Source organism: Legionella santicrucis (assembly GCF_001468135.1).
GTDB classification, from domain to species: Bacteria; Pseudomonadota; Gammaproteobacteria; order Legionellales; family Legionellaceae; genus Legionella; species Legionella santicrucis.
On the sequence record NZ_LNYU01000024.1, the window covers coordinates 1 to 24709 of the forward strand.

Here is a 24709-nt window from a genome sequence, read left to right on the forward strand (position 1 = left end):
CTGGAAAGGATGGTTCCGTTTACAAGAGCGAGTTGAAGGACTTAGGATAGCTACCAAATTGATGGAGATGTGATCAAGAGACAGCCCACTTACGGGGGCCGCTTTAATCATCCGCAGAGCACATTGACACGTATATGGACTCATCCGTTTTTGCAAGTATACAGTTTGTGAAAAATGAAGTATTCGCGTATGTATATCCGGCCATGGATGAGCAACTTCGTTTTATTTACTCGGACCCTGATGATATTCGCACTCTGTTTCCTCTATCGCACTCTCGAGCAATTCCTTCAAGCCTTGCCTGGACATTTAAATTACTCCCTAGAATCTGAGAGTCGAAAGACAATCGTTGAATACCGGATAAATACTATTATTAATGCGGTGAAATAAATGAATATTGCATGGCTAACTGATGTTCCTCTTAACTTTTTAAAGGCTGAAGCAAAAGATGGTTGTGAAATTCTTCAGGAATTTAGTACAGACACAAATAAGCCTATTTATTTTGTATGAGGCAATCATGACTATTATTTTGGTAGCGTTAATAAATATTCGTGAAAAAGTGCGCGCTTTGTGTGCTCAGATGCCTTAGTTCTCCGTTGTCTACAGTTTATGCACACGTCCCGTAGAGCACAGGCTGGTCCGAAGGACTCGTCCACATATCTATAGACAACAATTGTTTTTTATCTTCTACAATTGCGTTTTGTTTCATATAACGTATGCGTTAAGATCAATAAATTTCCCATTAATAACTTTTTGCATCAATATTTTTATTTAAATATTCTCCATATTCATTTTGAATCTTTTCTTGACTCATATATTTTTGTTTAACAGCACCATTTTCATAAGTGATCTGAACTACGTATTGAGGTGGTAAAGATTCAAGCTCGCGAGACCAATCTACAGTGACAGATGAAATGTCATTTTTCTTTGCTTTTACATTGTCACTTTCATTTTTAAAAAACATACTACACTCCTTTGGCTAATATTCATTGAAAATAATTTCATTTTTGTATGCTATGTACTATTAAATAAATCGATTATTTTTCTTATTTTACAATAAGATAGATACAGGGTAAATTGATTAACAAAGATAGTAGCAACTCTCGCTTAAATCATATCTCTTGTTTTTATGCAGAGATATGATTTAAGTAGGAATTGCTGATTCAGTAGGGGTTTATTTACTACGTAACCTACTCCAAACTTGGGGTGATTGAAATGGATTTCAAAATTGAAGGTGATGCAATAGTTCAACGCAGACAAAGAGTATGGATTGGCTTTCAGCAAACGGTTCAGGCGGATAAAGTATACACTGTCAAAGATATAAAAATTAAAAATAAGTGGGTAAAAGGCATTGAGGCCACCAATGATAAATGGAGGCAGTGGCTCAATTCTATCCCTACGAAACGAAATTAATGTTTTATCAAATATGAGCAGTCTATTACAGGCTTAGAAAAGTAGATTAGGTCGCGGCCCAACATTTGCTCCCAACACCTAAACACATTTCTCCAAAGTTTCTTAATTAAAATATTTATCACATTGTAAAAATCACAAAAGAAAGGTATAACATTCCTCAAAATGGAATGTAAACCAAGTTCAATATAATGCGCTATCGAAGAGTAATAATTCCTGGTGCTACCTATTTTTTTACAGTTAATTTATTAAATAGAAAGAGCAACTTGTTAATTGATCAAATTGATAAATTATGTATTTCTTTTCACAAGGTCCGCACTTTATACACTTTGAAATAGATGAAATAGTGATCCTTCCCGATCATTTCCATATGCTGATGACTTTACCGAAGGAAGATGGAGATTATTCTTTGCGATTGCGATTAATCAAAGGATATTTCTCACAACAAATAGCACCCAAAGAATATGTTAATCCTGTTAGGAAGAAAAAAAGTGAAAGAGGTATATGGCAGCGCAGATTTTGGGAGCATCTTATCCGTGATGCAAAAGATTACGAGCATCATTTCAATTATATTCCTCATAATCTTGTAAAACATAGCTATGTGAAGAAAGCCTCAGATTGGCTCTACTCAAGCATTCATCGTTCGATAAGAACAGGAATTTTGCCTGAAAATCGGGCTTATGGGGATGATTTTAATGAGGAGTCTTTGGAGAGTAAGTTATTGTTGGGTCTCGACCCAATCTACTTGTTGCCAGAGTTTTTTATATTGATGGTGAAATGCCAGCAAAAAGGTTAGGCAATATTAAAAAAAGAATACCTAATACAGATGATTATATTGAACCTTGTATTATTACACCGGATTTCCTGGATGTTTTTCGTCAAATCTAAGTACTCATCAAGGCCAGCATTCTATTGTACCTCTTGTAGAACAAGCTGATTTAAGCATTGTTGACAATATTTCTACGATTTTGATTTTCACTTCTTTTTAAAAATTTTTGTCTCGAAATTTATCAGACTTATCAAAACACATCGAACCTAATCATTTCTAAGAATATAGGTGTTATTGGGTTAAATAAGAACTTAATAATTAATTAATAAACATAGCGTATCATTATAACTCTAATTACATAGCAATTACCTATTGCCTTCACCAAGTGGTGCTCTATGCTTTATCACGAAAATTTAATTGCACTTAATAGCTTGTTTATGAATCCTAAAAAGGGAAAAAGTAAAGGAGTCTGTTATGGTCTTTCATCTAAATATTTAGATGCATTATTTTGTAACGATAGAGATACCCTCTACAAGCGTCTGGAATTAATTGAGCGATATCAAGAAAATCCAGAGGAGTTATTACATAATATTCAAATGGTGTATGATAAAATTAAACAATCAACCCAAAAAAATCCTGTTCTAACTCATGAAGAGCTTGCATGTCTTGAAGTTCGTCCTTTTTTTGAATGCATTACATTACAGCTTCATCCTGATTTTTATCCTGAGATCTATAATCAACATGTAATGCAAAACTACAGTGCAAATCATAAAATTTCAGCGCCCAAACAATTAGAAAGTGCCGGCCCCCAGCTTGTGCATCGCTCTTATCATGCAAAAAATAAACAAGAACTTATTACTTATTTTGAACAACTAAAATTGTTACTCCAATCATGTGAACAAGTGGTTGGCTTTATCATAGAATCTGATGAGCATGCGATTGCTTTAAACTACAATCAACAAAAGGACGTTTGGGAATTATTAAATGCAGATAATTTAATTAAGTCTGACATCACTGGATTTTATCATCAGGAACTAAATAGTATTGAGTTGGCGGAGGTATTGTATCAAGCGCTTAATCCACAGGTTGAACTTGATGAAGAAGAGGAAAGTGAATATGAGCCCTCTGAATTCACGGTTTTTAGTATGAGCTGTTTTGGTTTAAAGTCCGATCCAACCTTAGCATATAAATTCAATGCAATTTGCCCTCTTCCTATTGATAAAAATATATTACGCAGAACAAATGAAGATAATGTATCGATTTTTTTCCTTGCTGCCCAGTCGGGTGATATTGACGCAATGAAAGCAATGCTTCCGAAACTACACGACATTGATGCGGCGCGATATGATGGTGAAACCCCCTTATCAATTGCTGTACAGGAAGGGCACATTGAAGCTGTAAAATTTTTAATTCAAAACGGCGCAGATAAAAGTCATTGTAATGAGAAAGGCGAGTCTATGTTGCATTGCGCAGCAGCGATGGGTCATTCTGACATTATAGAATATTTAATCTCATTAGATTTAGATATTGACGAGGAAGACTCAAATTTTAATACCCCATTAATGAGCGCAATTTACAACAATAAAGAAGAATCTGTTTTAAGTTTATTAAAAAATGGAGCTGATGCTAATGTTCTCGATGGGGATCAATTCTCACCCCTGCTCATTGCTGCACATATTGGCAACCCTGAGATAATAGTCGCATTAATTAATGCTGGTGCAAACGTAAACTATCAAATGGAGGATGGTAGCACCGCACTAGATATAGCATTATCTATGGATAACCTAGAGTCTGCAAAAATTATACGCTTATTTTTATCTATTAAAGAGCAAAACTATACGCTGAATTCTATCGCACAAAAAGCTTATAAGGAGAGGTTGTTAGAAGTTGTCGCAGCTAATTCTTATTTAGTTGATGGACAAGATAAGCCAATAGCTTTTTTTGAAAAAATGTCTCAAAAACAATTATCTGATATTCGTCATCAATCTGATACTGCTCAGAATGAATATGACAAAAGGTATGGTTTAATTAAATTATTTTAACTTGAGCGAGACGCTTCTCATTAAAGATATTTAGGAGAAGTATGCCTCGAGATACGGTGGTGTTTTTTGATTTCGTAAACTTGCTGAGGAAGGGGTGACTGAGCTGTTATAATCCCAGATTCCGCTTCACCTATGTTGTAATGGTTTATTATTGCCTTATGTGTTCAAGTAATCTACTATTTATATAGGCATCCATGCAAGGGGCTTTATAATGAAATGGATTATTTTATTAGGAAATATTATTTTGATGGCAGGATGTTGTTCAATTAAATACACACCGCCCTATACACCGGCAGTTGCATATACGTCGACAGTTACCTACAAACCAGTGGTTACCTATAAACCTGTAGTTACATACAAAGCAGTCGCCGTGACACCTGTTGTTACGTCTGTCGTGACACCTATTGTTACACCTGTTGTTCAACCCGTAGTGGTTTATCCTTACCCTATAACCGCGCCTACTGGAACTGCCATTAACTTTTAATTGATTAAAAATTGTAGCTGGGTGAAGGCAAAGGCCGACACCCAAGCGGATGGCTTGATGATACTTAAGAACTCATGCGTTCGCTGTTATGACTGTCTCTGTAAATTTCCTCAGAAATTTCCCTAGGGGGATTCTAATTTGTTATGTTATTGAAAAATATTAATAAGAGTTAGAGTATTAACTTGCTATTGAAAGCCTATTTCATCACTGTAAGGATACGTCATGTATTTAAAAAGAATTAATACGACCTAATATTTGGTACTACTTACCAATAATGTAGCTATCCATGTTTCAATGGCTTTAATATTAGGCCAATTATTATTGCTTGCTTCGCTTCCTAGAACAGGAGTAAGCAAAATTTAATCCAATCCGATTGATTTTGGTGGGCAGAGATATGCATTTCCTAAGTTTGTGACGTTCGTTTGTTCAGAGCTACCACTCATAAAACCACCCTGACTATTAAAAGAACCACTCATGGATCCAGTAACTCCAGCACGATTGGTGACTAAATGAATGTAGTTTGCGCCTAGTTTTGCTGCTTTATTTTTAAGATCATTCATGGCGCCTTCTTCTAGGTTACGGTTAGAAGTAAAGCTTCCAGTAAAGAAATTGCCTTGATTTCCAACAACTTGTCCTAAGTATTTACATCCTTTGGGCACAGGACTAGGTGAAGCAATAATACGAGCTGTTTGTGGATCAGCGGAAATAGAAGCACAGCTGCTGATCAAAATGGATAGGGCAGTAAGCGACAAAATTTTTTTCATTTTACAACCTTTGTTTTTGTTATGATCAAATTGCGCGCATTCATCTTAGTTTATCTAGGATATAAATTCAATAAGTGTGGGTATGGCAGCGGGATTTTCTTTTATGTTATATAAATAGGCAAAAGACAAGACCTGAGCCCGCAATTTTGGGATTAAATTAACGAAACGAGGCAAAGGCGAATAATAGATTATTTGTTAATCTAAATGCGCTGGAAGTGACTTAATATTTCAATTTTAAACAAATTAATTCTATGGATTATTAGCATATTTTCAGTCAAGAAAATTGGAAATTATCTAGTGATTGATTTTTTCCTGATTTTGCGTTTAATTCGCTTTTGCCTCGTTTCGATAATTTAACCTTACTTTCTCAGAAATAAAGAAGAAGGGATACTACTCTCATCATAACCTTTAATTTTATGTTTTGAGTTTGTCCATGTCTGATCAGATGCACCTTTAAATGGGATATTAATTAAACTCATGTGCTCATTCCACCATTCTTTTCGCACTCGATTAATAAGGAAACCATCATAAATACTTTTTAAAGAGAGATCCGGGTTATCATTTTGTATATTTTTTATATATTTCATCATGCCCTCTTGCAAAGCGGTTGGGCCTGCTGAATCCAAAGTATAGTCCCATCGTTTACTAAAAAACATATTATTGGGACCAAAATATGGGGGATGAAAAGGATATCGTTTTAAATCCATTTTCGTATTATCATTTCGAACAGGAAATTTAAGCATTTTTAATATAAAATCTAGGTCTTGTTTTTCGCTATCTAGTTTTTTATACGATTGTATGGAATGATGGATGGCATCTTCTATAACTGGATGATGAGGAACCGCAGCAATAACATCATTATTCCAAGAAGATATTTCCAGATTATTTTTTATGAAGCCATGGATTTTAATTCCATAAGGTAATAGCTCAGGGCTTAAGACTAAATTTTTAAAACTTAAAAACACGGTATCTACATCTCAGGAAGTATTCCTCCGATCCAAATGAAATGAATAATGGAGGGGGGAGTTACGTTTTTGATATTTATACAATGTTCTGTGTTTTTAGGCTCTTCGGCCATAATTTTTATCCTATTACTCTCTTGGTATACTTGAATATAAAAAATAAATTTATTATTTCAAATAATAACATATTGTTTGTTTATTGATAAAAAGAGGGAGTGGCTAAAAACGGATCATTAAAACAACAATTTTTCGAAAATTTCTATAAGAAAGAGACCATTACTTGATAAAAAGAATACCCCTCCCAATAAATAGGAGGGATCATAGCTATAAAGGGAATATGATATGTGTCATCAAATCCATATTTATGCTTAAATATTTTAACGATGTGATGTTGCATGCTCATGTTCTATGGGTGTTAAAAGTTTATTTATCATCGAATTAGAAATTGGCTAATAAAAGGAAGAAGCAGTATATTGAATAAACCTGACAAAATCATAACCAGGCTAGCGATTGCGCCTTCAATATTTCCTATTTTATGAGCCTGTGCCGTTCCTGCAGAATGGGCTCCCGCTCCAAAAAGAGTACCTCTTGCTAAGGATGAATGACATGATAAGTGCTTTAGTAAAATATCACCAATAATCGCTCCCAATATACCGGTAATAATGACGAATAATGCAGTCAGCTCAGGGGTGCCGCCAATACTGCGTGACGCTTCTAGGGCAAATGGCGTGCTGATAGATCGCGGCAGTAAACTTAATCGTATTTGTCCATCAAGGCCTAAAAGGCTTGCTAATAACCAACTTGATAACAGTGCAGTGACACTTCCAACAATTACACCAATTAGAAGTATTGGCCAATGCTGGCGAATGAGTACATGCTGCTCATAAATAGGGATTGCAAAGGCAACTGTAGCAGGGCCAATGAGTTGCACTAACCATCTTGTCCCACTTAAATAATCTTGATAATTCACATGAAGTAAAAAAACAAGACTTGCGAGAATTAACGGTGCGAAAGTAAGTGGCATGAGCCACCAAAATGGCCATTTATTATATAACTTTTTGGAAATAAAATAGATACTGACCGTTATAATTGACCAGAAAAGTGCTTGTATTGCTGGTTCAGAGAGAATATGACTTGGCATGGTTATTTCTCCAATGATAGCAATAATCAACAACTAAGGCAGTGGTCGACATCACGATTATGGTACTGAGTATAATTACAAATAAAATTTTAAGCCCTAAGATCCCAAGAAACTCTTGATGCTCTAGTATTGCAAGGACCGCTGGAATAAAAAAAAGAAGCATATCCGCAAGGAGTAATTGGGCCCCAATTCTTATACTGTCTAGCTTTAGACGTTTTGTCACTAAGAGCAGTAAAACAATACCCAAACCGAATATTCCTCCAGACACAGGGAGCTTGATAAGTTTCACCACCAGTTCACTAGCAAACCAAAAAATAAAAACCAAGAGTACTTGAAATAAGGAGTTTTGCCGAATCGTTGTTGTCATATGCAAGATCACTTTGATTTTTTATTTTTCAATAAAGTTTACACTTTTGTAGAGTATGAATAAAATGAATTTATTGACTAATAATCATTCTAATTTGGAATAGTTATGGAATTTAAATTGCTTCGTATATTTATAGAGGTTGTGCGTCAAGGTAATTTTTCCAAAGCAGCAGAAATTCTTTTTGCCACTCAGTCCACAGTAAGTAAAGCAGTAAAACAACTTGAGGATGAACTGGGAGTTCCACTTATTGAGCGTTTTAAACGGCATAATGTACCCACTGCAGCAGGTGAAATCGTTTATCGTCGAGGAATTAAACTTCTTGCGGATCGAGATGATCTTCTTAAAGAGCTTGATGAAGTGCGTGGTTTGAAGCAAGGAAAACTTAGGTTAGGTATTTCTCCTGTGGGTAGTTCTACTCTATTTGCCCCACTTTTTGCACGCTACAGCCAGCGTTATCCAGGCATCGAAGTAGAACTTATAGAACATGGCAGTGATAAGCTTGCAGAATGTTTGCGTGCAGGTACTATAGACTTTGCGGGAACTTTACTGCCTATTTCTGAAGAGTTTGATTGTCAGCCAGTACGAAGTGAACCCATTGTTGCGCTCTTGGCGTGTAACCATCCTTTTGCAGCCCGAGATTCCATTTCATTAAAAGAGCTTAAAGATACCCCTTTCATTTTATTTGGTAGTGGTTTTGCGTTACATCGCTTAATTCTGGATGCTTGTAATCGTGCTGGCTTCCAACCAAAAATAGTTGCACAAAGCAGTCAAATTGATTTTATGTTGGAACTGGTGTCCTCGGGACTTGGTGTTGCTTTTCTACCACGAATGATTAGTACTGAGCGACCAAATCCACAGATTCATTCTCTTTTACTCGATGACGATATGCTTCAATGGAATATGGCCATGACATGGCGTCGTAATGCCTATCTTTCAAGTGCGGCGAAGGCTTGGTTGGAGTTGATCCGTGAAGTGGTACTATAACTAATTAATTTAAAAATTCATTCAGCTTAAAATCTGATTGAACCCCATAAAAATAGATTTACAATCTAGCTGTATGTGTTATATCTACTAACTATGTATTGTTATGAAACAACCAATTGGGAGGGGCAGTATATGCAAGCAAAAAAAGAAAAAAATAAGCGAGTTGTATCCAATCCTCCCGTAGAAAAAATAGTAGATTTTACTCATGAGTTCGAGCAATTCATGCAGACCGATCTGGCGCAACAAAATCTCAATAAATCGGCTTCAGCAGTCTATGATCGGATCAAACAGGAGATAACTGATGCAGAAGAAGAATTAAATAAAATAAAAACAAAAAAAGGCAACGTTAAAAAGAAAGCTACTTTAAATGAAACGATCATTAAAAAGAAAAAATGGTTAAGCGATGTAGATGGAGAGGAACGTAAAAACTTCTTGCCCTTCTGGTCTGCTATGTTTCATGGTTATCTGATTGATTTAGTCGTTAATCAAAAAGAACATATTAGAAAACAGGGCATAGTTGTTAAAGCCGCCAGCGAAGAATTTGTAAAACTATTGTCAACAGTCCTCTCCCAAGACATTAAAATAGAAGGAAGAACAGATACGGCTGCCGAGTTAAAAGAATATAAAAGCATTTTTAGTCGGTTTTCTGAGTCAATCAAAACAATCGTTATCGAAGATAAAAAGGAAATTACCTTAAAAAGAATTAGGAAGCTCGTTTTTGGTAATGATTTAACAATTGAGCATGACTGCAATGGTCATGCAATCTATACCCAAATATATAAAGACAAAAAGCAATTGGTTATTACACATTGCAATCGCGGGAATGGTCAAAGATCAACTTATAATTTAGTTTATCGCATTAATATCGCTGGCTTAGATTTAAATAAGTTAAGAACAGCTATTGAAACAATTACTGGATTGGGTGTAGTAAACGGGAATGAAGAGGATTATAAAAAATTTTATGATCAATATGATAAGACACTAAAAGATCTAGGTTTCAGCTTTAGCTGGGGCAAACATGTAAAATCCCAAAAAATAGGTAATTGTGTTTTAGCCAATTTAAAAGGGCTGTTGAAAGAACGATTACCTGACGATGTTTATAAATGGTGCACAACGCAAATGAGGGACCTAAGTACTCTCCAACATTTGATAAATCCTATGCTGGAATCAGGCAAAAATCTAACAAAGAAACAGTTCAATATAGATACTGATGATGAGTTTTTTCACCTTAGACAATTAATCAATTATATTTTTGATAAATCAGTAGAGGGAATAGTCAACGGTTATTTTGGTAATACTAGGAAATCTGAAGCTCTAAAGAAAGCATTCAAGGCGCTCGGAAATTATGAGAATGTTATTAATGAAAATAAAGCGTTGAGTAGGGCGTGTAGGGTTGATATTAAAAATTATATTCATTCAAAAATAGATACATACAAAAAAATATCAACAAATCCTCAAATGCGAAAACCAGAAGTATTTTATCAAATACTATGGAATGAGGCAGAGAACATTGCTTCCGATGATTCAAGTAATAAAAAATTTTTCAAACATTTAATAAAAAAAGCTGCGAGCAATCCTCATTTTTTTAGCGATGTTTATGATTCTTTTAACCGAGAAAAAAAAGAAAACAGCAATATCCAACTTAAATTAGTATTTACTCACGCTATAGAAATCATAACCAATGATACTCTTTTAAATGATCTAGAAAGCATTGCTGTCTACCAAGATTCGTTAAGAAGAATACTTTTAAAAGAATGTGAAAAGGTTCCCTGTGATCAAGAACTCATTGCCTTAGTAACAAAGACTCCTTTGACCAATATAGATCCAACTTTATATATTACTGCTTCTGGAGCTATGAAAGATCGTAAAAACGATAAAAATAAGTATGAAACACTCAAATTATTGTTCGATTCTACTTTAAAAAACAGTGAGTTTTTAGATTTATTTGTTCGAAAAAAGAAGCCTCCAGTTTCCACTTTTTTCAAACAGCAGATCCAATCTCAAGGCAGTTTCGATCTTCCCGCTTTTTTTAAAGTGGCAGCGGAATTTATTATTGATAATACTGCATTACCTTTGACACAAGAAAAATTGCAGCTCCATATAGGTAAAATTTTTCATAATACAATTGAGCGTACCGCTGACACAAATAAAGTAAAAAGATTTTTAGAACTTTTTTGTTATAAACAATTAATTGATTCTAAAAAAATCAATGCAAATAATATAACTTATTGGAAAAATCTACATGTACTTGCTAATCAATGCAAACAAATTAACTATTGCTTTCCTGATGCACTTACAATAGCAGACAGTGTACTTGATAGTTATCATGAATTAAAAACGTTAACTCCTAAACGAGAACCTAAAAAGGAGGAAACATCCCTGATGGAGTTCCTATTTGGTTGGTAAGTCTGAAATCATGGCACTGAGTAATGGCTACTGTGCCCGAATTAGTCATGATTTAGAGGCGGTATTTTAGTATAAACCATCCGCATAATTAATGAGATTTTTTTGAGTAGTCAATTTACTTGAAACTGCTTTCAGTAAAAAGGTATTTTTTTAATGAGTAATGCTGCACCAAAATCATAATAGTGATCCTCTAGGTCACGAGATGCTGATTTGCGATATATGAAAAACTGGCTAAAAACGCATCGAAATCGATATCTAGATGTTTTTGATTTGATAAAAAACGTAATTCTAAGAAAAACATGTCAAAGTAAGGATTTTGCATTGATGGAACTTCTTGCAAAGCCATTGCTTCGATACCATTTATTATCAAGGGCCCTTTTGTATTGAAAGAGGATGCCTGATATAATAAATATTGTCCATATTGTTTTTTATATCACCAGTGCGTGCAATTATGAAAGAAAAAATACCCCAAGATATTATTTTAAAAGAAGAAAATACTGTTGGATCAGATATTATTATTGGTGATGTCCATGGAAATGCGAATTGTTTCAAACAAGATTTAGAATCTCTTTCAAAGACAGATCGCTTGTTTATCGTTGGCGATTTAACAGATAGAGGTCATAACAGTCGAGAAGTGATGAGACAAATATTGAAGCACAAAGAGCAAGTCTTTTCTATTCGTGGTAATCACGAGGATTTATGCTTGGCAACGATAAATTCCTTAGAACGATTAACTCAAGAAAAGAGTAGCTTCATTTTCAATGATACTCATCCATTAAGAGATTATATAAAATCCGGTGAAAAATCTGTGCGTAAACTGGTTCTATTATTGAAAAGTTTGGATGATTCATATGCCTATGAACATGAATATAAAGCTTTGGGAACTACCCTTATTAATGGTGGGAGATGGATGATTCAATTATTTCTAAGCGAATTGGAGAATAAGAGCATTCAATGTCAAGGGGGAACAATTCAATATCAAGAGTCTAGTGAAATAAAATCCATTAAAACATTTATGGAACATTTACCTTACATCATTCATGTTAAAGGAAAAAAGCCATTTAATATTGTCCATGCAGATATGCCCTTTGAGGATGTAGAACTGTATAAACGAATTGCTAATAATAACATGACATTAACAAATAGAGAAAAATCTTACACTACCTGGGCGCGTCAAGATGATCCCAAATTGGAATTGAAGATTAGAACTAAAAAAAGACATAAAGAATCTATCCCATCCTATGTTGGTCATACTCCAATAGTTAAAGAGGAAGAATACGTACCTATAGTGCGTTATGATTCAAATACGGTTAATCTAGATGTAGGCACCTATGCATCTAATGTGAGTCTTGCGGTGAACCATACCAAGGGGTGCTCAGAATATATTGGAAAAAAAGGCAAGTTAAATGAATCTATGTTAGAAAAACAAGAAGAATTAAACCAACATTTACAAAAAAATCCTTATAATCCTTCGTTATATAAACTTGATTCTGTAAAATTATCCGAACACAAAGAGAATAAGCATCCTTCAGTAAAATCCAAACATGAAAAGCAAGTTCCATTTAACTTTGATTCATTTTGGAAACCTCATTATGAGCGAATAAATGAGGATGACAAACAGGATAATTATCTTAATCGGGATGAAGATAATGATTTAAAGCCTAAATAGTAACGTATTGCATGAGTATTCTCGGGTTACCTTGTGACAAAAGGGGTTCATCAGCTGTTAACTAAGTTGTTTGACACTACGATTCTGACTTTTACCTGATTATTTCCTTTGGTTTACCTTCTCAGGTCATCTTTAATGATGTATTTTTATGATCCTCATTTAAGAGCAATTGATAAAACGCTTCATGGAGTGAAACAATGATTCAAAACAAAAAGGCAGTTCAACAATATTCTCAGGAAATCGGCGACCCCGTCAGTTTGGTTTTAAAATGGATTTTATTATTCACTGCTCTTGTATGTTTTTTGGTGCTGATATGGGGTACTTATAAAACGTACCAACTTTCTCCACCTTTACCACAACAATTTGAAACCCAATCAGGTCAAGTGATTATGACAGAAAAGGACATTGTTGCGGGCAAGGCTGGATTTCAGCGTGCTGATTTGATGGATTATGGAAGTCTCTATGGGATGGGATCTTATTTTGGGGAAGATTATACTGCTAAATATTTATTGCGTTTAGGTCGTCTTATTGAAGAAAAAATGGCACAACTCAATTATGGTTTGTCCTTTGTCAGCTTATCCGAAGAGAAGCGCTATTTGGTTCGAAAAAACATGCAGCAAGAGCTTCACAATATTCAACTAAATAGACCCACCTGTATTTTGTCTCAGCCAGTTGCTGATTCAATTTTGCAATTGCAACAGGAAATTGCCTATACTCTATTAAATCATGATGTTCAGTCGGGTTGGACAAAAGCCTATGGTTTAGATAAGCAAAGTGCTTTGCAAACAGCAGATTTCCTTCTTTATTCTTCATTGACTACTATTGCTCATCGGCCTGGTCAAAACAGTTCTTACACCAATAATTGGCCTTATGAACCAAGTATGGGAAATAATCCAACACCAGCTACTTTTTACTGGACCTGGGTTTCTTTTTGCTTTGTTTTCTTAGGTTTTGGCGCTGTTTTATACATTTACCATCGTTATCTTAGCGTGCCTGATGATTCTCCAAAGACACAACTATTTATGGTTTTTAAACCACTTACTTCGAGCCAGCGTAAAGTGGGACAGTATTTTGTGATTGTTGCACTCGTGTTGCTCCTTCAGATTGGTGTAGGGGCCATTATGGCGCATTATTATTCGGAACGTACGAATTTTTATGGTATAGCAATTAATGACTATTTACCCTTTAATTTTCTTCGCGATGTGCACATACAAACCCCTATTGTCTGGATTGCTCTTTCCTGGATTAGTGCGGCAGTGTTTATAGCGCCAATTATTAGTAGGCAAGAACCGAAAGGACAAGGTTTTTTAGTTAGTCTTTTATTTTGGGTCACGCTTTTTATTGTTGGTGGAGCCATTATTGGCGATTACTTAGGGATTATGGGGTATATCAATCAATACTGGTTTTGGATTGGTAATCAGGGACTTTCTTATCTGCAGCTTGGTCGCTTATGGCAAATTGGGTTTTGTCTGGGATTATTTCTTTGGAGTGTGATCGTTTTTCGAGGCATGTGGCCAGATTTAAGCGCTATTAAGAAAGCAACGGTACAATTCTGGACTGGGCATATTCGGCTGGAGCATCTTTTTTGGGCAAGTACGGCGAATGTTGCTGTATTGTATTGTTTTGGGATGATCCCATTAACAGGTATTGAAAAATCATTCACCATTACTGACTTTTGGCGTTGGTGGGTAGTCCATCTTTGGGTCGAACAATCGTTTGAGTTTTTCGCAGCTTGTGCGACTGCTTATCTTTTAATGGGTACAGGTTTGATATCTCGTGTTCTTGCCGAACGAACCATTTACTTTGAAACTATTCTGATTTTTTTAGGTGGGGTTATTGGCACAGGACATCATTGGTATTGGACAGGTACACCTGATATCTGGGTGCCACTCGGTTCGATGTTCTCCTTCATTGAAGTCTTACCTTTAGTGCTTTTGATTATTGATGCGATTGAACATCGGCAATTAATTAAACGTCAAGGTACTTTTACTTATAATTTGGCTTACCTCTACATTTTAGGTGCTTCTTTTTGGAATTTTGTTGGGGCTGGGGTATTTGGCGGTGGGACGTTGAATGCTCCCTTGGTAAATTATTATGAACATGGTACTTTTTTAACACTAAACCATGCTCATACCGCATTGTTCGGCGCTTTTGGTCTGCTTGGCCTGGGTTTAATTTATTTTTGTTTGCGTTATGCTGCAGGTGATCGTTTATCGTGGGGTGATCGGTTGGGCACATGGGCATTTTGGCTTTATAACCTGGGACTTTTATTGTGGATTGTACTCAATTTCTTTCCCATAGGATGGTCACAGCTAATGGATGTCTATGAGCATGGCTTTGCTCATTCAAGAAGCCTTGAGTTTTATAATACAACCATATTGTGGCAATGGTTACGATTTCCTGGGGATGTAGTCTTTGCTCTGGGTGCACTTTTTATGGCTTATGATTTTCTCAGCAAATTGGGACCTTTTTTTCCAAAATTAGAGAGGCTTCATCAATGGCAAAAAAGAAATGCCCAGCTAAATGATGGTTGAGATTAGATACTGGCCCTAAAGTTTTTAATTAATGAACCCAATTCCAGCTTGGTCGATCGGCGCAAGCTGGAAATTAGGTTTCCAACAAAAGACTCCATTTTTTGCGTCTTGATGTAAAGGGGGAAAGAGTGTCTGCTCAGAAACTCGTCTATACTTGAATAAAATTTCATTTTCATAGAGCTAATAACATGGCAAAAACAAAGGAAGATTATTTAGCCAAAAATCGTAATTATGATGAAATTCGTCATGCGGGTGCGATAGGTGATCTTAATGAAGGAATTGAAATAATACTGCATAATATCCCCACAAGATTGATTGCATGGCCTGGCAATGGCTTCCAAACAGAAAGCATCCATGTATCAACACTTTCTCCTGGCATGGAATCGCCAATGTATAATTATCCGATTTCAGAGGAAGCATTCTTATGTGTTCAAGGTCAAGGTGAACTATATCTCCGGGGAAAGTGGGTAAGCATTGAACCTGGTGATATGGCATATTTTCCGGAAAATGTCACCCATGCTCTGCGTAATCCTACTCGCAATAAGGAAGATTTTATATTGGTTAACTCGATTACTCCTCCTTTAGTAAGCTTATATGAAGATTCAGGTTTTTATATTCGCGTCGTGGGTTCTATTGATTTTGATGCCGCAGAGGAAGCAAAAAAAACAATAAGCCGTGGAACAATTTCCCCTGTTAATTATCTTCGTTACAGGGAAACTCACCCAGAGATACGCGCTTGGAATTTAAAGTCACCGGATATTCGTCGTCATGGCGCCCTATTCAATGTATTCAGAGGGGCTGAGTTTGATGCTAATGGAAGCCCCATGCGATTTATCTTGTGGCCAGGCCATGGAACTCGTCAATGCGGCTTCCATTTAACCCGCTGTGCTCCTGGCGATTGCTTTGCTGCTCATACGCATCCCATTTCGGATGAGTGTGTTCCTGTCTGGGCTGGTTCTGCCCGCGGACATCTGGATGGTCACTGGTTTGAAATGGGGATTCACGAATGTTTGTTGGCACCGTGTGGTGTTCATCATGGCGGACCTTTAAATATAAAAACTAAAGTTGATGGTAATTTTGTACAGGACAGAGATACCCTTTGGGGCGGATTTGCATCGCCACCTCAAGGCGATTTGTATTTGAAGGGCGGATATATTAACAACCAGCTGATTGCAGATCCTCCTTCCGTACGATTTACCAATATTGAACCATTAGATTGATAAAAAAGTGCTTATGCTCTTAGGGCAGATAGAATAATCAGACGTGGGATTACAAAATGTTACTTATTATATGTTCAACCAACTTTTAAATTATGAATATGCTACATTGTTTAAAAAGCTTTCTCGCCGTTGTTGATTATAAAAATTTTTCAGCTGCGGCAAGAAACCTCCACATATCTCCATCTAAGATAAGCAAACAAATTACATGGTTAGAAGACGAGCTAAAAATAAAGTTATTGGTTCGCTCAACTACAAGTTTAGTTTTAACAGAGAAAGGTTATTATCTCTATAAACAAGCATTGATTCTTTTTGAGCAGTTAGGAAAAATCAAAGCGATAGGAAATACTGAAAAATTAGAACTAAAAGGTTCTCTGAGAATATACTTTACTGTTACCCCCATTATCCCTTACTTAACTTCGTTAAGTATTCAGTTTATGAAAACTCATCCCAAGTTAGAAATAAATATCGATATTGGCTATCAAGCTATAGACGTTTACTCATCCGAATTCGATCTCGCTCTGTCCTTCGATAGAATTAATAATCAGAGACTGATATGTGTCAAGCTGTTTTCCGTTCAGCGTAAAATTTTTGCTTCTCCCAACTATTTAAAAGAGCATGGTATTCCTGAAACATTACAAGATATAGAACATCATCGTTGTTTGATTAATACACTATATGGGTTACAAAATAAGTGGATTTTCAAAAAGAACATTATTTCTGTTTCGGGGAATTTTAAAAGTAACAGTGCCGACTTATTAAAACAAGCGGCAGTAAATGGAATGGGACTTATCTGGGTACCTTGTTTTTCTGTAAGTACAGAAGTAGATGCAGGACTGTTAGTACCTGTGTTACCTGAAGAAACCTCACCCAAGATAACTCTTTATGCTATTTATCCCAAACATCTGGCTTATGAAGAGAAAATACGCCAATTATTGAATTATTTTTATGAGCAAGCATTGTCTGATGGAGTTGCTCATAATTAATAACCAGCCTCAACTGCTAACTGACATACTAGGATGGAAATTCTTAACTTATTCATTTTAAAATATTATTTTAAATCTCATGGGGATTGAGATAAACCTCTTGATATAACTGAATCTTTTTTCCATTTTAGAAATTATTACTTTCCTAATTACTGTATTCTCCAGTTTTGGAAACAGAATTAAAATTAATCAAGTTGGCTAAATAGTCATCAAAAAACATCATTACTACTTACTCATTGGCTAATGAAAATTTTGTAATACGATTTCGGAGATTAATTTTATGAAGGCAAAACAAGAGCGAAATGTACCAGGCGTTGCTAAGAAAATTACTATTTTAGATTTTGACCAAACAATTAGTATTCAACATACGTTCAGTGAACATTGTTTAGATAATCACCAAAATCAATCAGCGACCGACATTTATCAGCTTGGGAAAAATCATGCGATCCAGAATGTAAAAACGGGTATTGAAGCTGTGTTAAAGCATAATGACGATGATGAGTTAACTGCGATTGCCACCTATCATAATAATCCTACCTACATTGCGGGATATGTTTCTCGTATTCTAGGTAAGGAGCTGGTTTTTCAGGAAACATTATATTCAACTCAGCCAACTACTGCTATTAACGTGTATAAGGTAGCTGGCATAGAAAGACCCTTCTTAATTTCTTATCTTCCCGACTTAGGATCTGCATTCCAAACAAAGATGAGCCAATTGGCAGGTAAAAATAACCAAATTAATTTTTTAACCCAAGTACTGAATAACAAAGGTCAAATTGATACAAATAATTTTATTATTAACTTTTATGATGACACTCAAAAAAACCACCTGAATGCGAAAGAATTGTCAAAAGTGAATTCTTTTTTGGTTCAAGGGAATAACAGTAACTTTTCTCTTCAAGAGCAACATCTTTGTGCAGAACAGGCTTTTGTAAACCTTGTCCAGAACAACAAAGTATCTCAAGTATCTACTGGTCCTTCGATGCAATCTATTAACATAGTTAATCCGAATCCGATGAATATGCAGACCAGAAATCCAGCAGTTTACCACCCGCCGATATTATCTCTGAATCCTGCTTATGGATACACGACTGGGCGTGATGACTCTCACCACTATATAAATGTAGCTCCAAATAACAACCCCCAGCCTGCTGTTATTTCGCCTTTTGCTAATCCATCAATGCTATCTTATGGATACGTTACTGGGTGTAATGACTCTCATCATTACATGAATGTCGCTCCAAATAACAACCACCAACCTGCTGTTATTTCACCGAATTTCGTTAATCCTTCGATGCAATCTGTTGCTATGGTTAATTCGAATCTGACAAATATACCGACCAGAAATCCAGCAGTTTGCCCCCCACAACCGATGCTATCTCTGAATAATCATCCTACTTATGGATACATGAACGGGCGCGATGTACAACCTCAATACTCTGTGAATGTAGCCTCAAGCAACAATGTAAAGCCTGCTGTTATTGCACCTGTTCCCCCAACAAATCTAACTGTAACACAGGGCGTTGATTTAAGTAGTGTTCGCGTGAGTGAAAGAAGATGGACTAGCGATAATATCTCTTGCACGGAAATCTCTTGTCCAAAAGGCAACCAAGCACATTTTATTATGATGGAATTGAAAGAGAAAGGTATCAATGTTCTCCAATTCTATACGTATAATAATTTTTGTCGAATTAAAATTGCGAGTAATTTAAATGCCACCGCATTTATTCATAATCTTATTCAGAATCATAGCATAACATCGAATAATAACAGGGTAGTTAGTGGGGGTGATTTTTTCAATGCAACCCATCACAACAACACCCCATCGTTAGAAGGAGTTGTGAATCCATTAAGATTATATAGAAATTAATCTATCCTGTGCTTTCTTGCTTTGAGCAGGAAAGTACACCACTTAGTATATTTTGATTCAATTACATGCGCTATTTTGTTCGCTCTCGATCCAACCTTGCTTCATTATGTAGATTAAGCAATTCCTATCTATAATTTAATTTAAACCGGTTTTTTCCGTAGTGTGATAGGGAAATATTTTTCACATCAGCTGAACTGGAGGTAATCAATAATGTTACCCACACAATTACTGCCATATTCAGTCATTCTAATTTTGCTAATTGCAATGATTTTCTTTATATGGAACAAGTGGTCATATGCTATTACCGCAATAATCGCATTATCTGCTGCTGTTATTCTTGGTGCAGTTCCAGCTGATAAAACCTTCTCTGGACTAAATAACCCAGCTGTAATAACAGTGGCTAGCATTATGATTGCTACACATATTATTGCTAAGTCAAATGTTCTTAAAATCGTAATCAATAAATTTGAAATGCGCACTCAATCATTAGAGGTACTTTATTTCAGCATTTTTATTGCATTTATTTCTGCATTTCTGAACGATACAGGTGCATTAGGACTTATATTACCGGTTAGTATATATACTTCTCTTAAGTACAACCGTTCCCCCTCTTATATTTTAATGCCTATCGCAATGGCTTCATTAATGGGCGGCATGGTAACATTAATAGGTACTGCCTCCAATTTGATTATTTCTAATTTTCGCGCACAGTCTGTTGGTAAACCCTTTAGTATGTTTGATTTTACCTATGTTGGTTTTTTTACCGCTTTAATTGGGGTTTTATTTATAAGTTTTCTTGGTTGGCGCTTGTTACCTAAACAGAAAATACAAAAAACTTCATTTAAACCAATTTATACCATTGAAATTCGTATACCTCCAAAATCAAAATGGATAGGTAGGACGTTTGATTGTTTTAAAGACGAAAGCAAATTATTAGCTGAGATTATGGGGCTTATAAGAAGAAAACGAAAAATAAATTTACAAGAAAGTACTGAAATCAAATCAGGTGATCGCTTCATTATCCAAGCAACCCTAAATAGCTTAGAAGAACTTTCCAATTCTATAGATATAGTTATTTCTAACTTTATAAGAAAAGGAAGTAAAAACAAGTCAAATGATATTTTATTGGAAGCCATTGTGCCAACTAAATCAAATATTATAGGCAAAAAAATTAAAGACACTAATTTACGAGCTGTTTATAAAATTTCTTTTATAGCTATATCAAAGGCGACTAGTTCTAAAATGGGAAGAATCAGAAATATAATTATTGATCCTGGTGATATGGTGCTATTACATTGTAAAGATCCAAATGTGATAGATACACTTCCTTCTTATGGTTTGATTCCCATAGAGACATCAACATTGCAATTAAATATGGGATTTAAAAATTTTATTCCGTTGATAATCTTCACGATTGCAATTTTATTGTCTGGATTATTGATTATGCCCATTCAAATTGTTTTTTCTGCCGCCGCTTTGCTTATGCTTTTGACTGATAATACAGCCCTAACATATGTATATAAACAGTTTGATTGGTCGGTCATTATTTTTCTAGTTGCGATCATTCCCCTAGGAGACGCGTTAACTCAAACTGGCGGGGCCGATCTCTTGGCACAATTGATATTAAAATTTTCACAGCACCTCTCTATTTTTTGGATCATTGCACTTTTAATGGGAATCTCCATGTGCATTGCTAATTTTATTCATAATGTAGCAACAGTCATTGTTATGGCTCCGATCGCTATGAGTCTTACAAATTCTTTAAAAATACCCGTAGATCCATTTCTTATGGCTGTAGCCATCGGTTCTTCCTGTGCCGTGTTAACACCAATTGGACATCAAAACAATCTATTAGTCATGGGGCCTGGAAGATATAAGTTCATGGATTATATGCGACTGGGATTGCCACTTGAAATAATAGTGTTGGTTGTGGCAACTCCTCTGATATATTGGATATGGTATTTGTAATAAGTAGTTTATGGTTGTATCTTGCAAAAAAATGGATGAGTCTACTTGCCTACCGCATAAGTCTGCTTAAATTGGGTATTACAATGCTATAATTTTTAAATATAAAAGGTATTTGTATGATTCTTATAGCCGGAGTGGACGAAGCGGGGCGTGGGCCTTTAGCTGGTCCTTTGATTACAGCAGCTGTTATCTTGCGCCAACCTATTTTGGGTTTGACCGATTCAAAAAAATTAACGTCCAAACAGCGTGAGCAATTTACTCTTCAAATTAAACAAGAAGCGCTCTATTATGCTTATGGTCGTGTTGAGGTTGAAGAAATTGATGTGTTAAATATTCATCATGCAACATTACTTGCCATGCAACGGGCCATTGATGCCTTGCCAGTTATACCACAGAAAGTGCTTATTGATGGTCTTCATACCCCCAAAATTGCCATAAACTGTGAAGCAATCGTTCATGGGGATTTATTAATAAATGTTATCAGTGCTGCCTCTATTCTCGCAAAGGTTGCTCGAGATGCTGAAATGGTAAGTTTGGATGCGCTTTATCCTGGTTATGGGTTTGCTACCCATAAAGGGTATGCAACTAAAGGACATAGAGAGTCTTTAAACAGGCTTGGCCCTTGTGCAATCCATAGGAAATCATTCAACCAGGTAAGCATGATTAAAAATGATAAGTAGAAAGTAGGGCGTGTTGACGATTCAACACGCTTATAATGTTGGAAATAAGAAAAACAAAATCTCTGTTTTCTTGACATACAGAATTCAAATTGATTAAATTCACATTAAGAAAATCGTTAGGGGTCGGTACTCTTCAAGTCATCCTGACCAACCCTGTCTCTAGAGGATTTTTGGTGATGGCTTTTATTGTTAATACAATAGGAGCCATTATCATGCGTCAATACGAATACTCCCCGTATATTCTAAGTCTAAAAGAAGGGGATAACTTATTTAAAAGCATAATAAATTATGCCTCTTATGCTAATTTAAAATCTGCAAGTATCAGTGGTATTGGTGCTTTATCTAATGTCACGATGGGTTTTTATCATCGTGATACCAAACAACATACCAGGAAATTGTTTCAGGAAACCTATGAAATTGCCTCTTTAACCGGCAATGTAACTTTAGCTGATGAGGGTTGGTTTGTACATATTCATGCAGCTTTAGGTGGTGATAATTTTCAGCTTTTTGGTGGTCATCTCATTAACGCGGAAGCGAGCGCATCAACAGAAATTGTAATTTTTCCTTTAAATTACACGGTCATTCGAGAAAAGCATCCTGACTTAGAGATAAAAGTCATACCTCCGTTTATAACGCTTTAGAGTAGAGGTGAAAAATGAAAATTATCGCTAATTCAAATGCGTTAAAAGCGTATAATATTGATGAACTACAATCTGATTTAAACCAGGCGATCAGCAGTTATAACCAAAACGGCATAATTGTTCTTAAAGATTATATTAATCAGACGGAACTAACTCATTTATTAAGTGAAATTGAACTCATAGAACATGATGCAGAAGTCGATATTGCTCAAAATTGGAATAATGAAATCGTTTGTTTTTATTCTAAAAACCCTTTGAAACAAGAATCAGAATCTAAAGAATATGTTACTGATCCTTATTTTCAAGCCTCTAGTCAAAAGGGGCATGTATTTTATGAAATGATAGATAATGTCAGAGTAGTTAATAGGATTGGACATGGTATGCATCTCATAGAAAAATATTCAATGATGCAACAGGTCATTTATCGGAATCCTATGCTGATGATGATTTTGAAAGGCATAGGCTATAGAAGGCCAATTTGTCATCTGAGCGTTTATATTCCTAAGTATGCTTATGGTTTCGGTAGTGAGGTGCGGCCGCATCAGGAATCAACATTTGCTTACACTGAGCCTGCATCAGTAATTGTTTTATGGTTAGCCTTGGAAGATGCGTGCATAGAAAATGCATGCATGTATGGAGTTATTGGTAGTAATCATTGGCCTTTAAAATGGGTTTCGCATGTAAATCATCAACATAAAATCAGGCAATTTAAGCAACTTAATGATGTTTCTATTCCTGATTTTATTACAGAAAATTATTGTTATATGCCCTTAGAAGTCAAGGCTGGAGATGCATTATTGTTTCATGGTAATTTTGTTCATTGCAGTCCAGTCAATTATTCAAACTGTTCCCGCAAAGCCTTATCTTTTCAATTCATTGAAACTTTGGGAGTGAATTATTCCAAGAGCAATTGGTTACAGTCTCCAAATCATGTTTATTTATATTAACTCTGACGGATAAGGAAAAAATAAAAATGTCTATGTATGATAGCTGTGAGTTATTTAAAACCTATTTTGCTAATGCTAGTGAAAAATCCATACTTATTGACTTAATGCGTACTCGATTTTCTCCATTCTCGCATCAGCTAAATATTTTGGATTTAGGTTGCCATGATGGTAACTTAATAAAAAAAATAATTGATGCTTATGCCAGTAGAATGCCCTCAAAAGTCACTATAACTGGTGTAGATCCTAGTATAAATGCTTTATTAGAATATTCAAAAAATAAGTTTACCATTCCCGTTCATACAAATACCTTTGCTGGTACAGCTGAAAGCTATTTTCTAAGGCATTTAGGTGATGAGCATTTTGATTGGGTTATCGCTTCCCAATGCCTTTATTGGTCTTTGGATTTGCCTTATGTAGTGAGGAACATAGCAGAGTGTGGGGCGTCAGGCCTAATTGTATTAAGAGGTCATCGTGGAATTTATGAAATTCAATCATGCTTCAAGGCATATATAGGAAATAAAAACGAGCAATTTTATACTGCAGCTGACGTAGAATCTGCCTTGCTTCATTTGAATATACCTTTTGAGAAAGAGATTAAAACAACATTTATTCAATTACCTCAGCAAGGGAGTATGGAGATGAAATGGTTAATCGCCTTTTTTTTACAACAAAACGAAAAAGATATAAATAATGATATTTGGCAGGAAGTGGAATCTTGGATTTTAGCGAAAACCTCAGAAAAAATGGCACATGATGTTAGTTTTTTTTGGTTAGGAAAAGCAATGCTCAAGAAATAAGTAAACATCATAACCGATATTCAAATCACAAAGATCTAAATAAGGGGCTCTAAGACGCCCCTTTTAGTGAATAA

General features: G+C 35.5%; 21 protein-coding genes. 16 read left to right on the plus strand and 5 right to left on the minus strand.

Features of this window, described 5'->3' with window-relative positions; all coding sequences use genetic code 11:
• Positions 1 to 739 precede the first annotated feature (739 nt).
• The gene (locus Lsan_RS04830) at positions 740 to 961 is read right to left on the minus strand and encodes a hypothetical protein (protein WP_058513385.1); all 222 of its coding nucleotides are present in this window, start codon (positions 959 to 961) and stop codon (positions 740 to 742) included.
• Between the two features lie 251 nt (positions 962 to 1212).
• Between Lsan_RS04830 and Lsan_RS04835 the strand changes: the two genes are divergently transcribed.
• The 4 genes from Lsan_RS04835 (at position 1213) to Lsan_RS04850 (ending at position 4702) form a co-directional block, all read left to right on the plus strand.
• Positions 1213 to 1410, plus strand: coding sequence for a hypothetical protein (locus tag Lsan_RS04835; protein WP_058513386.1), 198 nt, complete (start codon positions 1213 to 1215; stop codon positions 1408 to 1410).
• A gap of 289 nt (positions 1411 to 1699) precedes the next feature.
• Positions 1700 to 2203, plus strand: coding sequence for an REP-associated tyrosine transposase (locus Lsan_RS04840; RefSeq protein WP_065236276.1), 504 nt, complete (start codon positions 1700 to 1702; stop codon positions 2201 to 2203).
• A 368-nt stretch (positions 2204 to 2571) separates the two neighbouring features.
• Entirely contained in the window at positions 2572 to 4218 is a 1647-nt protein-coding gene (locus tag Lsan_RS04845) for an ankyrin repeat domain-containing protein (RefSeq protein ID WP_058513387.1), read from the plus strand.
• Positions 4219 to 4465: 247 nt separating this feature from the next.
• Positions 4466 to 4702 (plus strand): hypothetical protein, encoded by a 237-nt coding sequence (locus Lsan_RS04850; protein WP_237762036.1) that lies wholly within the window; start codon positions 4466 to 4468, stop codon positions 4700 to 4702.
• 359 nt (positions 4703 to 5061) lie between these two features.
• Here Lsan_RS04850 and Lsan_RS04855 read toward each other — a convergent pair whose 3' ends face one another.
• From Lsan_RS04855 to Lsan_RS04870, 4 genes are all read right to left on the minus strand, one after another.
• Positions 5062 to 5466: a DUF4156 domain-containing protein gene (locus Lsan_RS04855; protein WP_058513389.1), complete on the minus strand. Its 405-nt coding sequence runs from the start codon at positions 5464 to 5466 to the stop codon at positions 5062 to 5064.
• Between the two features lie 359 nt (positions 5467 to 5825).
• A complete protein-coding gene (locus tag Lsan_RS04860) occupies positions 5826 to 6431 on the minus strand; it encodes a hypothetical protein (protein WP_058513390.1) in 606 nt (201 codons plus the stop codon).
• A 427-nt stretch (positions 6432 to 6858) separates the two neighbouring features.
• Positions 6859 to 7569, minus strand: a complete 711-nt coding sequence (locus tag Lsan_RS04865) for an LrgB family protein (RefSeq protein ID WP_058513391.1) — start codon at positions 7567 to 7569, stop codon at positions 6859 to 6861.
• The gene (locus Lsan_RS04870) at positions 7547 to 7936 is read right to left on the minus strand and encodes a CidA/LrgA family protein (RefSeq protein WP_058513392.1); all 390 of its coding nucleotides are present in this window, start codon (positions 7934 to 7936) and stop codon (positions 7547 to 7549) included. Before Lsan_RS04870 ends, Lsan_RS04865 begins: the two co-directional genes overlap by 23 nt.
• Before the next feature lie 105 nt (positions 7937 to 8041).
• Here Lsan_RS04870 and Lsan_RS04875 point away from each other — a divergent pair, with 105 nt between their 5' ends.
• From Lsan_RS04875 to Lsan_RS04930, 12 genes are all read left to right on the plus strand, one after another.
• Positions 8042 to 8920 (plus strand): LysR family transcriptional regulator, encoded by an 879-nt coding sequence (locus Lsan_RS04875; RefSeq protein ID WP_058513393.1) that lies wholly within the window; start codon positions 8042 to 8044, stop codon positions 8918 to 8920.
• 132 nt (positions 8921 to 9052) lie between these two features.
• The gene (locus Lsan_RS04880; RefSeq protein WP_058513394.1) at positions 9053 to 11326 is read left to right on the plus strand and encodes a hypothetical protein; all 2274 of its coding nucleotides are present in this window, start codon (positions 9053 to 9055) and stop codon (positions 11324 to 11326) included.
• Between the two features lie 451 nt (positions 11327 to 11777).
• A complete protein-coding gene (locus Lsan_RS04885; RefSeq protein WP_058513395.1) occupies positions 11778 to 12995 on the plus strand; it encodes a metallophosphoesterase in 1218 nt (405 codons plus the stop codon).
• 197 nt (positions 12996 to 13192) lie between these two features.
• A complete protein-coding gene (locus tag Lsan_RS04890) occupies positions 13193 to 15529 on the plus strand; it encodes a nitric-oxide reductase large subunit (protein WP_058513396.1) in 2337 nt (778 codons plus the stop codon).
• Positions 15530 to 15717: 188 nt separating this feature from the next.
• The gene (locus Lsan_RS04895) at positions 15718 to 16749 is read left to right on the plus strand and encodes a cupin domain-containing protein (protein ID WP_058513397.1); all 1032 of its coding nucleotides are present in this window, start codon (positions 15718 to 15720) and stop codon (positions 16747 to 16749) included.
• Between the two features lie 92 nt (positions 16750 to 16841).
• The gene (locus Lsan_RS04900; RefSeq protein ID WP_058513398.1) at positions 16842 to 17732 is read left to right on the plus strand and encodes a LysR family transcriptional regulator; all 891 of its coding nucleotides are present in this window, start codon (positions 16842 to 16844) and stop codon (positions 17730 to 17732) included.
• A gap of 280 nt (positions 17733 to 18012) precedes the next feature.
• A complete protein-coding gene (locus Lsan_RS04905) occupies positions 18013 to 19602 on the plus strand; it encodes a hypothetical protein (protein WP_058513399.1) in 1590 nt (529 codons plus the stop codon).
• A gap of 210 nt (positions 19603 to 19812) precedes the next feature.
• Complete coding sequence (locus tag Lsan_RS04910) at positions 19813 to 21570, plus strand: SLC13 family permease (protein WP_058513400.1); 1758 nt, start codon at positions 19813 to 19815, stop codon at positions 21568 to 21570.
• Positions 21571 to 21686: 116 nt separating this feature from the next.
• A complete protein-coding gene (rnhB, locus tag Lsan_RS04915) occupies positions 21687 to 22250 on the plus strand; it encodes a ribonuclease HII (protein ID WP_058513401.1) in 564 nt (187 codons plus the stop codon).
• Positions 22251 to 22426: 176 nt separating this feature from the next.
• The gene (locus Lsan_RS04920) at positions 22427 to 22891 is read left to right on the plus strand and encodes a PPC domain-containing DNA-binding protein (RefSeq protein WP_237762037.1); all 465 of its coding nucleotides are present in this window, start codon (positions 22427 to 22429) and stop codon (positions 22889 to 22891) included.
• A gap of 14 nt (positions 22892 to 22905) precedes the next feature.
• On the plus strand, positions 22906 to 23838 hold the full coding sequence (locus Lsan_RS04925; protein WP_058513402.1) for a phytanoyl-CoA dioxygenase family protein: 933 nt from the start codon (positions 22906 to 22908) through the stop codon (positions 23836 to 23838).
• A 26-nt stretch (positions 23839 to 23864) separates the two neighbouring features.
• Positions 23865 to 24635: a class I SAM-dependent methyltransferase gene (locus Lsan_RS04930; protein WP_058513403.1), complete on the plus strand. Its 771-nt coding sequence runs from the start codon at positions 23865 to 23867 to the stop codon at positions 24633 to 24635.
• Positions 24636 to 24709: the final 74 nt, after the last annotated feature.

What these genes read in the sequence shown, in the direction of transcription:
- Lsan_RS04830 (WP_058513385.1), bottom strand. Translation starts at nt 961, where the DNA reads ATGTTTTTTAAAAATGAAAGTGACAATGTAAAAGCAAAGAAAAATGAC.
- Lsan_RS04835 (WP_058513386.1), top strand. Translation starts at nt 1,213, where the DNA reads ATGGATTTCAAAATTGAAGGTGATGCAATAGTTCAACGCAGACAAAGA.
- Lsan_RS04840 (WP_065236276.1), top strand. Translation starts at nt 1,700, where the DNA reads ATGTATTTCTTTTCACAAGGTCCGCACTTTATACACTTTGAAATAGAT.
- Lsan_RS04845 (WP_058513387.1), top strand. Translation starts at nt 2,572, where the DNA reads ATGCTTTATCACGAAAATTTAATTGCACTTAATAGCTTGTTTATGAAT.
- Lsan_RS04850 (WP_237762036.1), top strand. Translation starts at nt 4,466, where the DNA reads ATGGCAGGATGTTGTTCAATTAAATACACACCGCCCTATACACCGGCA.
- Lsan_RS04855 (WP_058513389.1), bottom strand. Translation starts at nt 5,466, where the DNA reads ATGAAAAAAATTTTGTCGCTTACTGCCCTATCCATTTTGATCAGCAGC.
- Lsan_RS04865 (WP_058513391.1), bottom strand. Translation starts at nt 7,569, where the DNA reads ATGCCAAGTCATATTCTCTCTGAACCAGCAATACAAGCACTTTTCTGG.
- Lsan_RS04870 (WP_058513392.1), bottom strand. Translation starts at nt 7,936, where the DNA reads ATGACAACAACGATTCGGCAAAACTCCTTATTTCAAGTACTCTTGGTT.
- Lsan_RS04875 (WP_058513393.1), top strand. Translation starts at nt 8,042, where the DNA reads ATGGAATTTAAATTGCTTCGTATATTTATAGAGGTTGTGCGTCAAGGT.
- Lsan_RS04880 (WP_058513394.1), top strand. Translation starts at nt 9,053, where the DNA reads ATGCAAGCAAAAAAAGAAAAAAATAAGCGAGTTGTATCCAATCCTCCC.
- Lsan_RS04885 (WP_058513395.1), top strand. Translation starts at nt 11,778, where the DNA reads ATGAAAGAAAAAATACCCCAAGATATTATTTTAAAAGAAGAAAATACT.
- Lsan_RS04890 (WP_058513396.1), top strand. Translation starts at nt 13,193, where the DNA reads ATGATTCAAAACAAAAAGGCAGTTCAACAATATTCTCAGGAAATCGGC.
- Lsan_RS04895 (WP_058513397.1), top strand. Translation starts at nt 15,718, where the DNA reads ATGGCAAAAACAAAGGAAGATTATTTAGCCAAAAATCGTAATTATGAT.
- Lsan_RS04900 (WP_058513398.1), top strand. Translation starts at nt 16,842, where the DNA reads ATGAATATGCTACATTGTTTAAAAAGCTTTCTCGCCGTTGTTGATTAT.
- Lsan_RS04905 (WP_058513399.1), top strand. Translation starts at nt 18,013, where the DNA reads ATGAAGGCAAAACAAGAGCGAAATGTACCAGGCGTTGCTAAGAAAATT.
- Lsan_RS04910 (WP_058513400.1), top strand. Translation starts at nt 19,813, where the DNA reads ATGTTACCCACACAATTACTGCCATATTCAGTCATTCTAATTTTGCTA.
- rnhB (WP_058513401.1), top strand. Translation starts at nt 21,687, where the DNA reads ATGATTCTTATAGCCGGAGTGGACGAAGCGGGGCGTGGGCCTTTAGCT.
- Lsan_RS04920 (WP_237762037.1), top strand. Translation starts at nt 22,427, where the DNA reads ATGGCTTTTATTGTTAATACAATAGGAGCCATTATCATGCGTCAATAC.
- Lsan_RS04925 (WP_058513402.1), top strand. Translation starts at nt 22,906, where the DNA reads ATGAAAATTATCGCTAATTCAAATGCGTTAAAAGCGTATAATATTGAT.
- Lsan_RS04930 (WP_058513403.1), top strand. Translation starts at nt 23,865, where the DNA reads ATGTCTATGTATGATAGCTGTGAGTTATTTAAAACCTATTTTGCTAAT.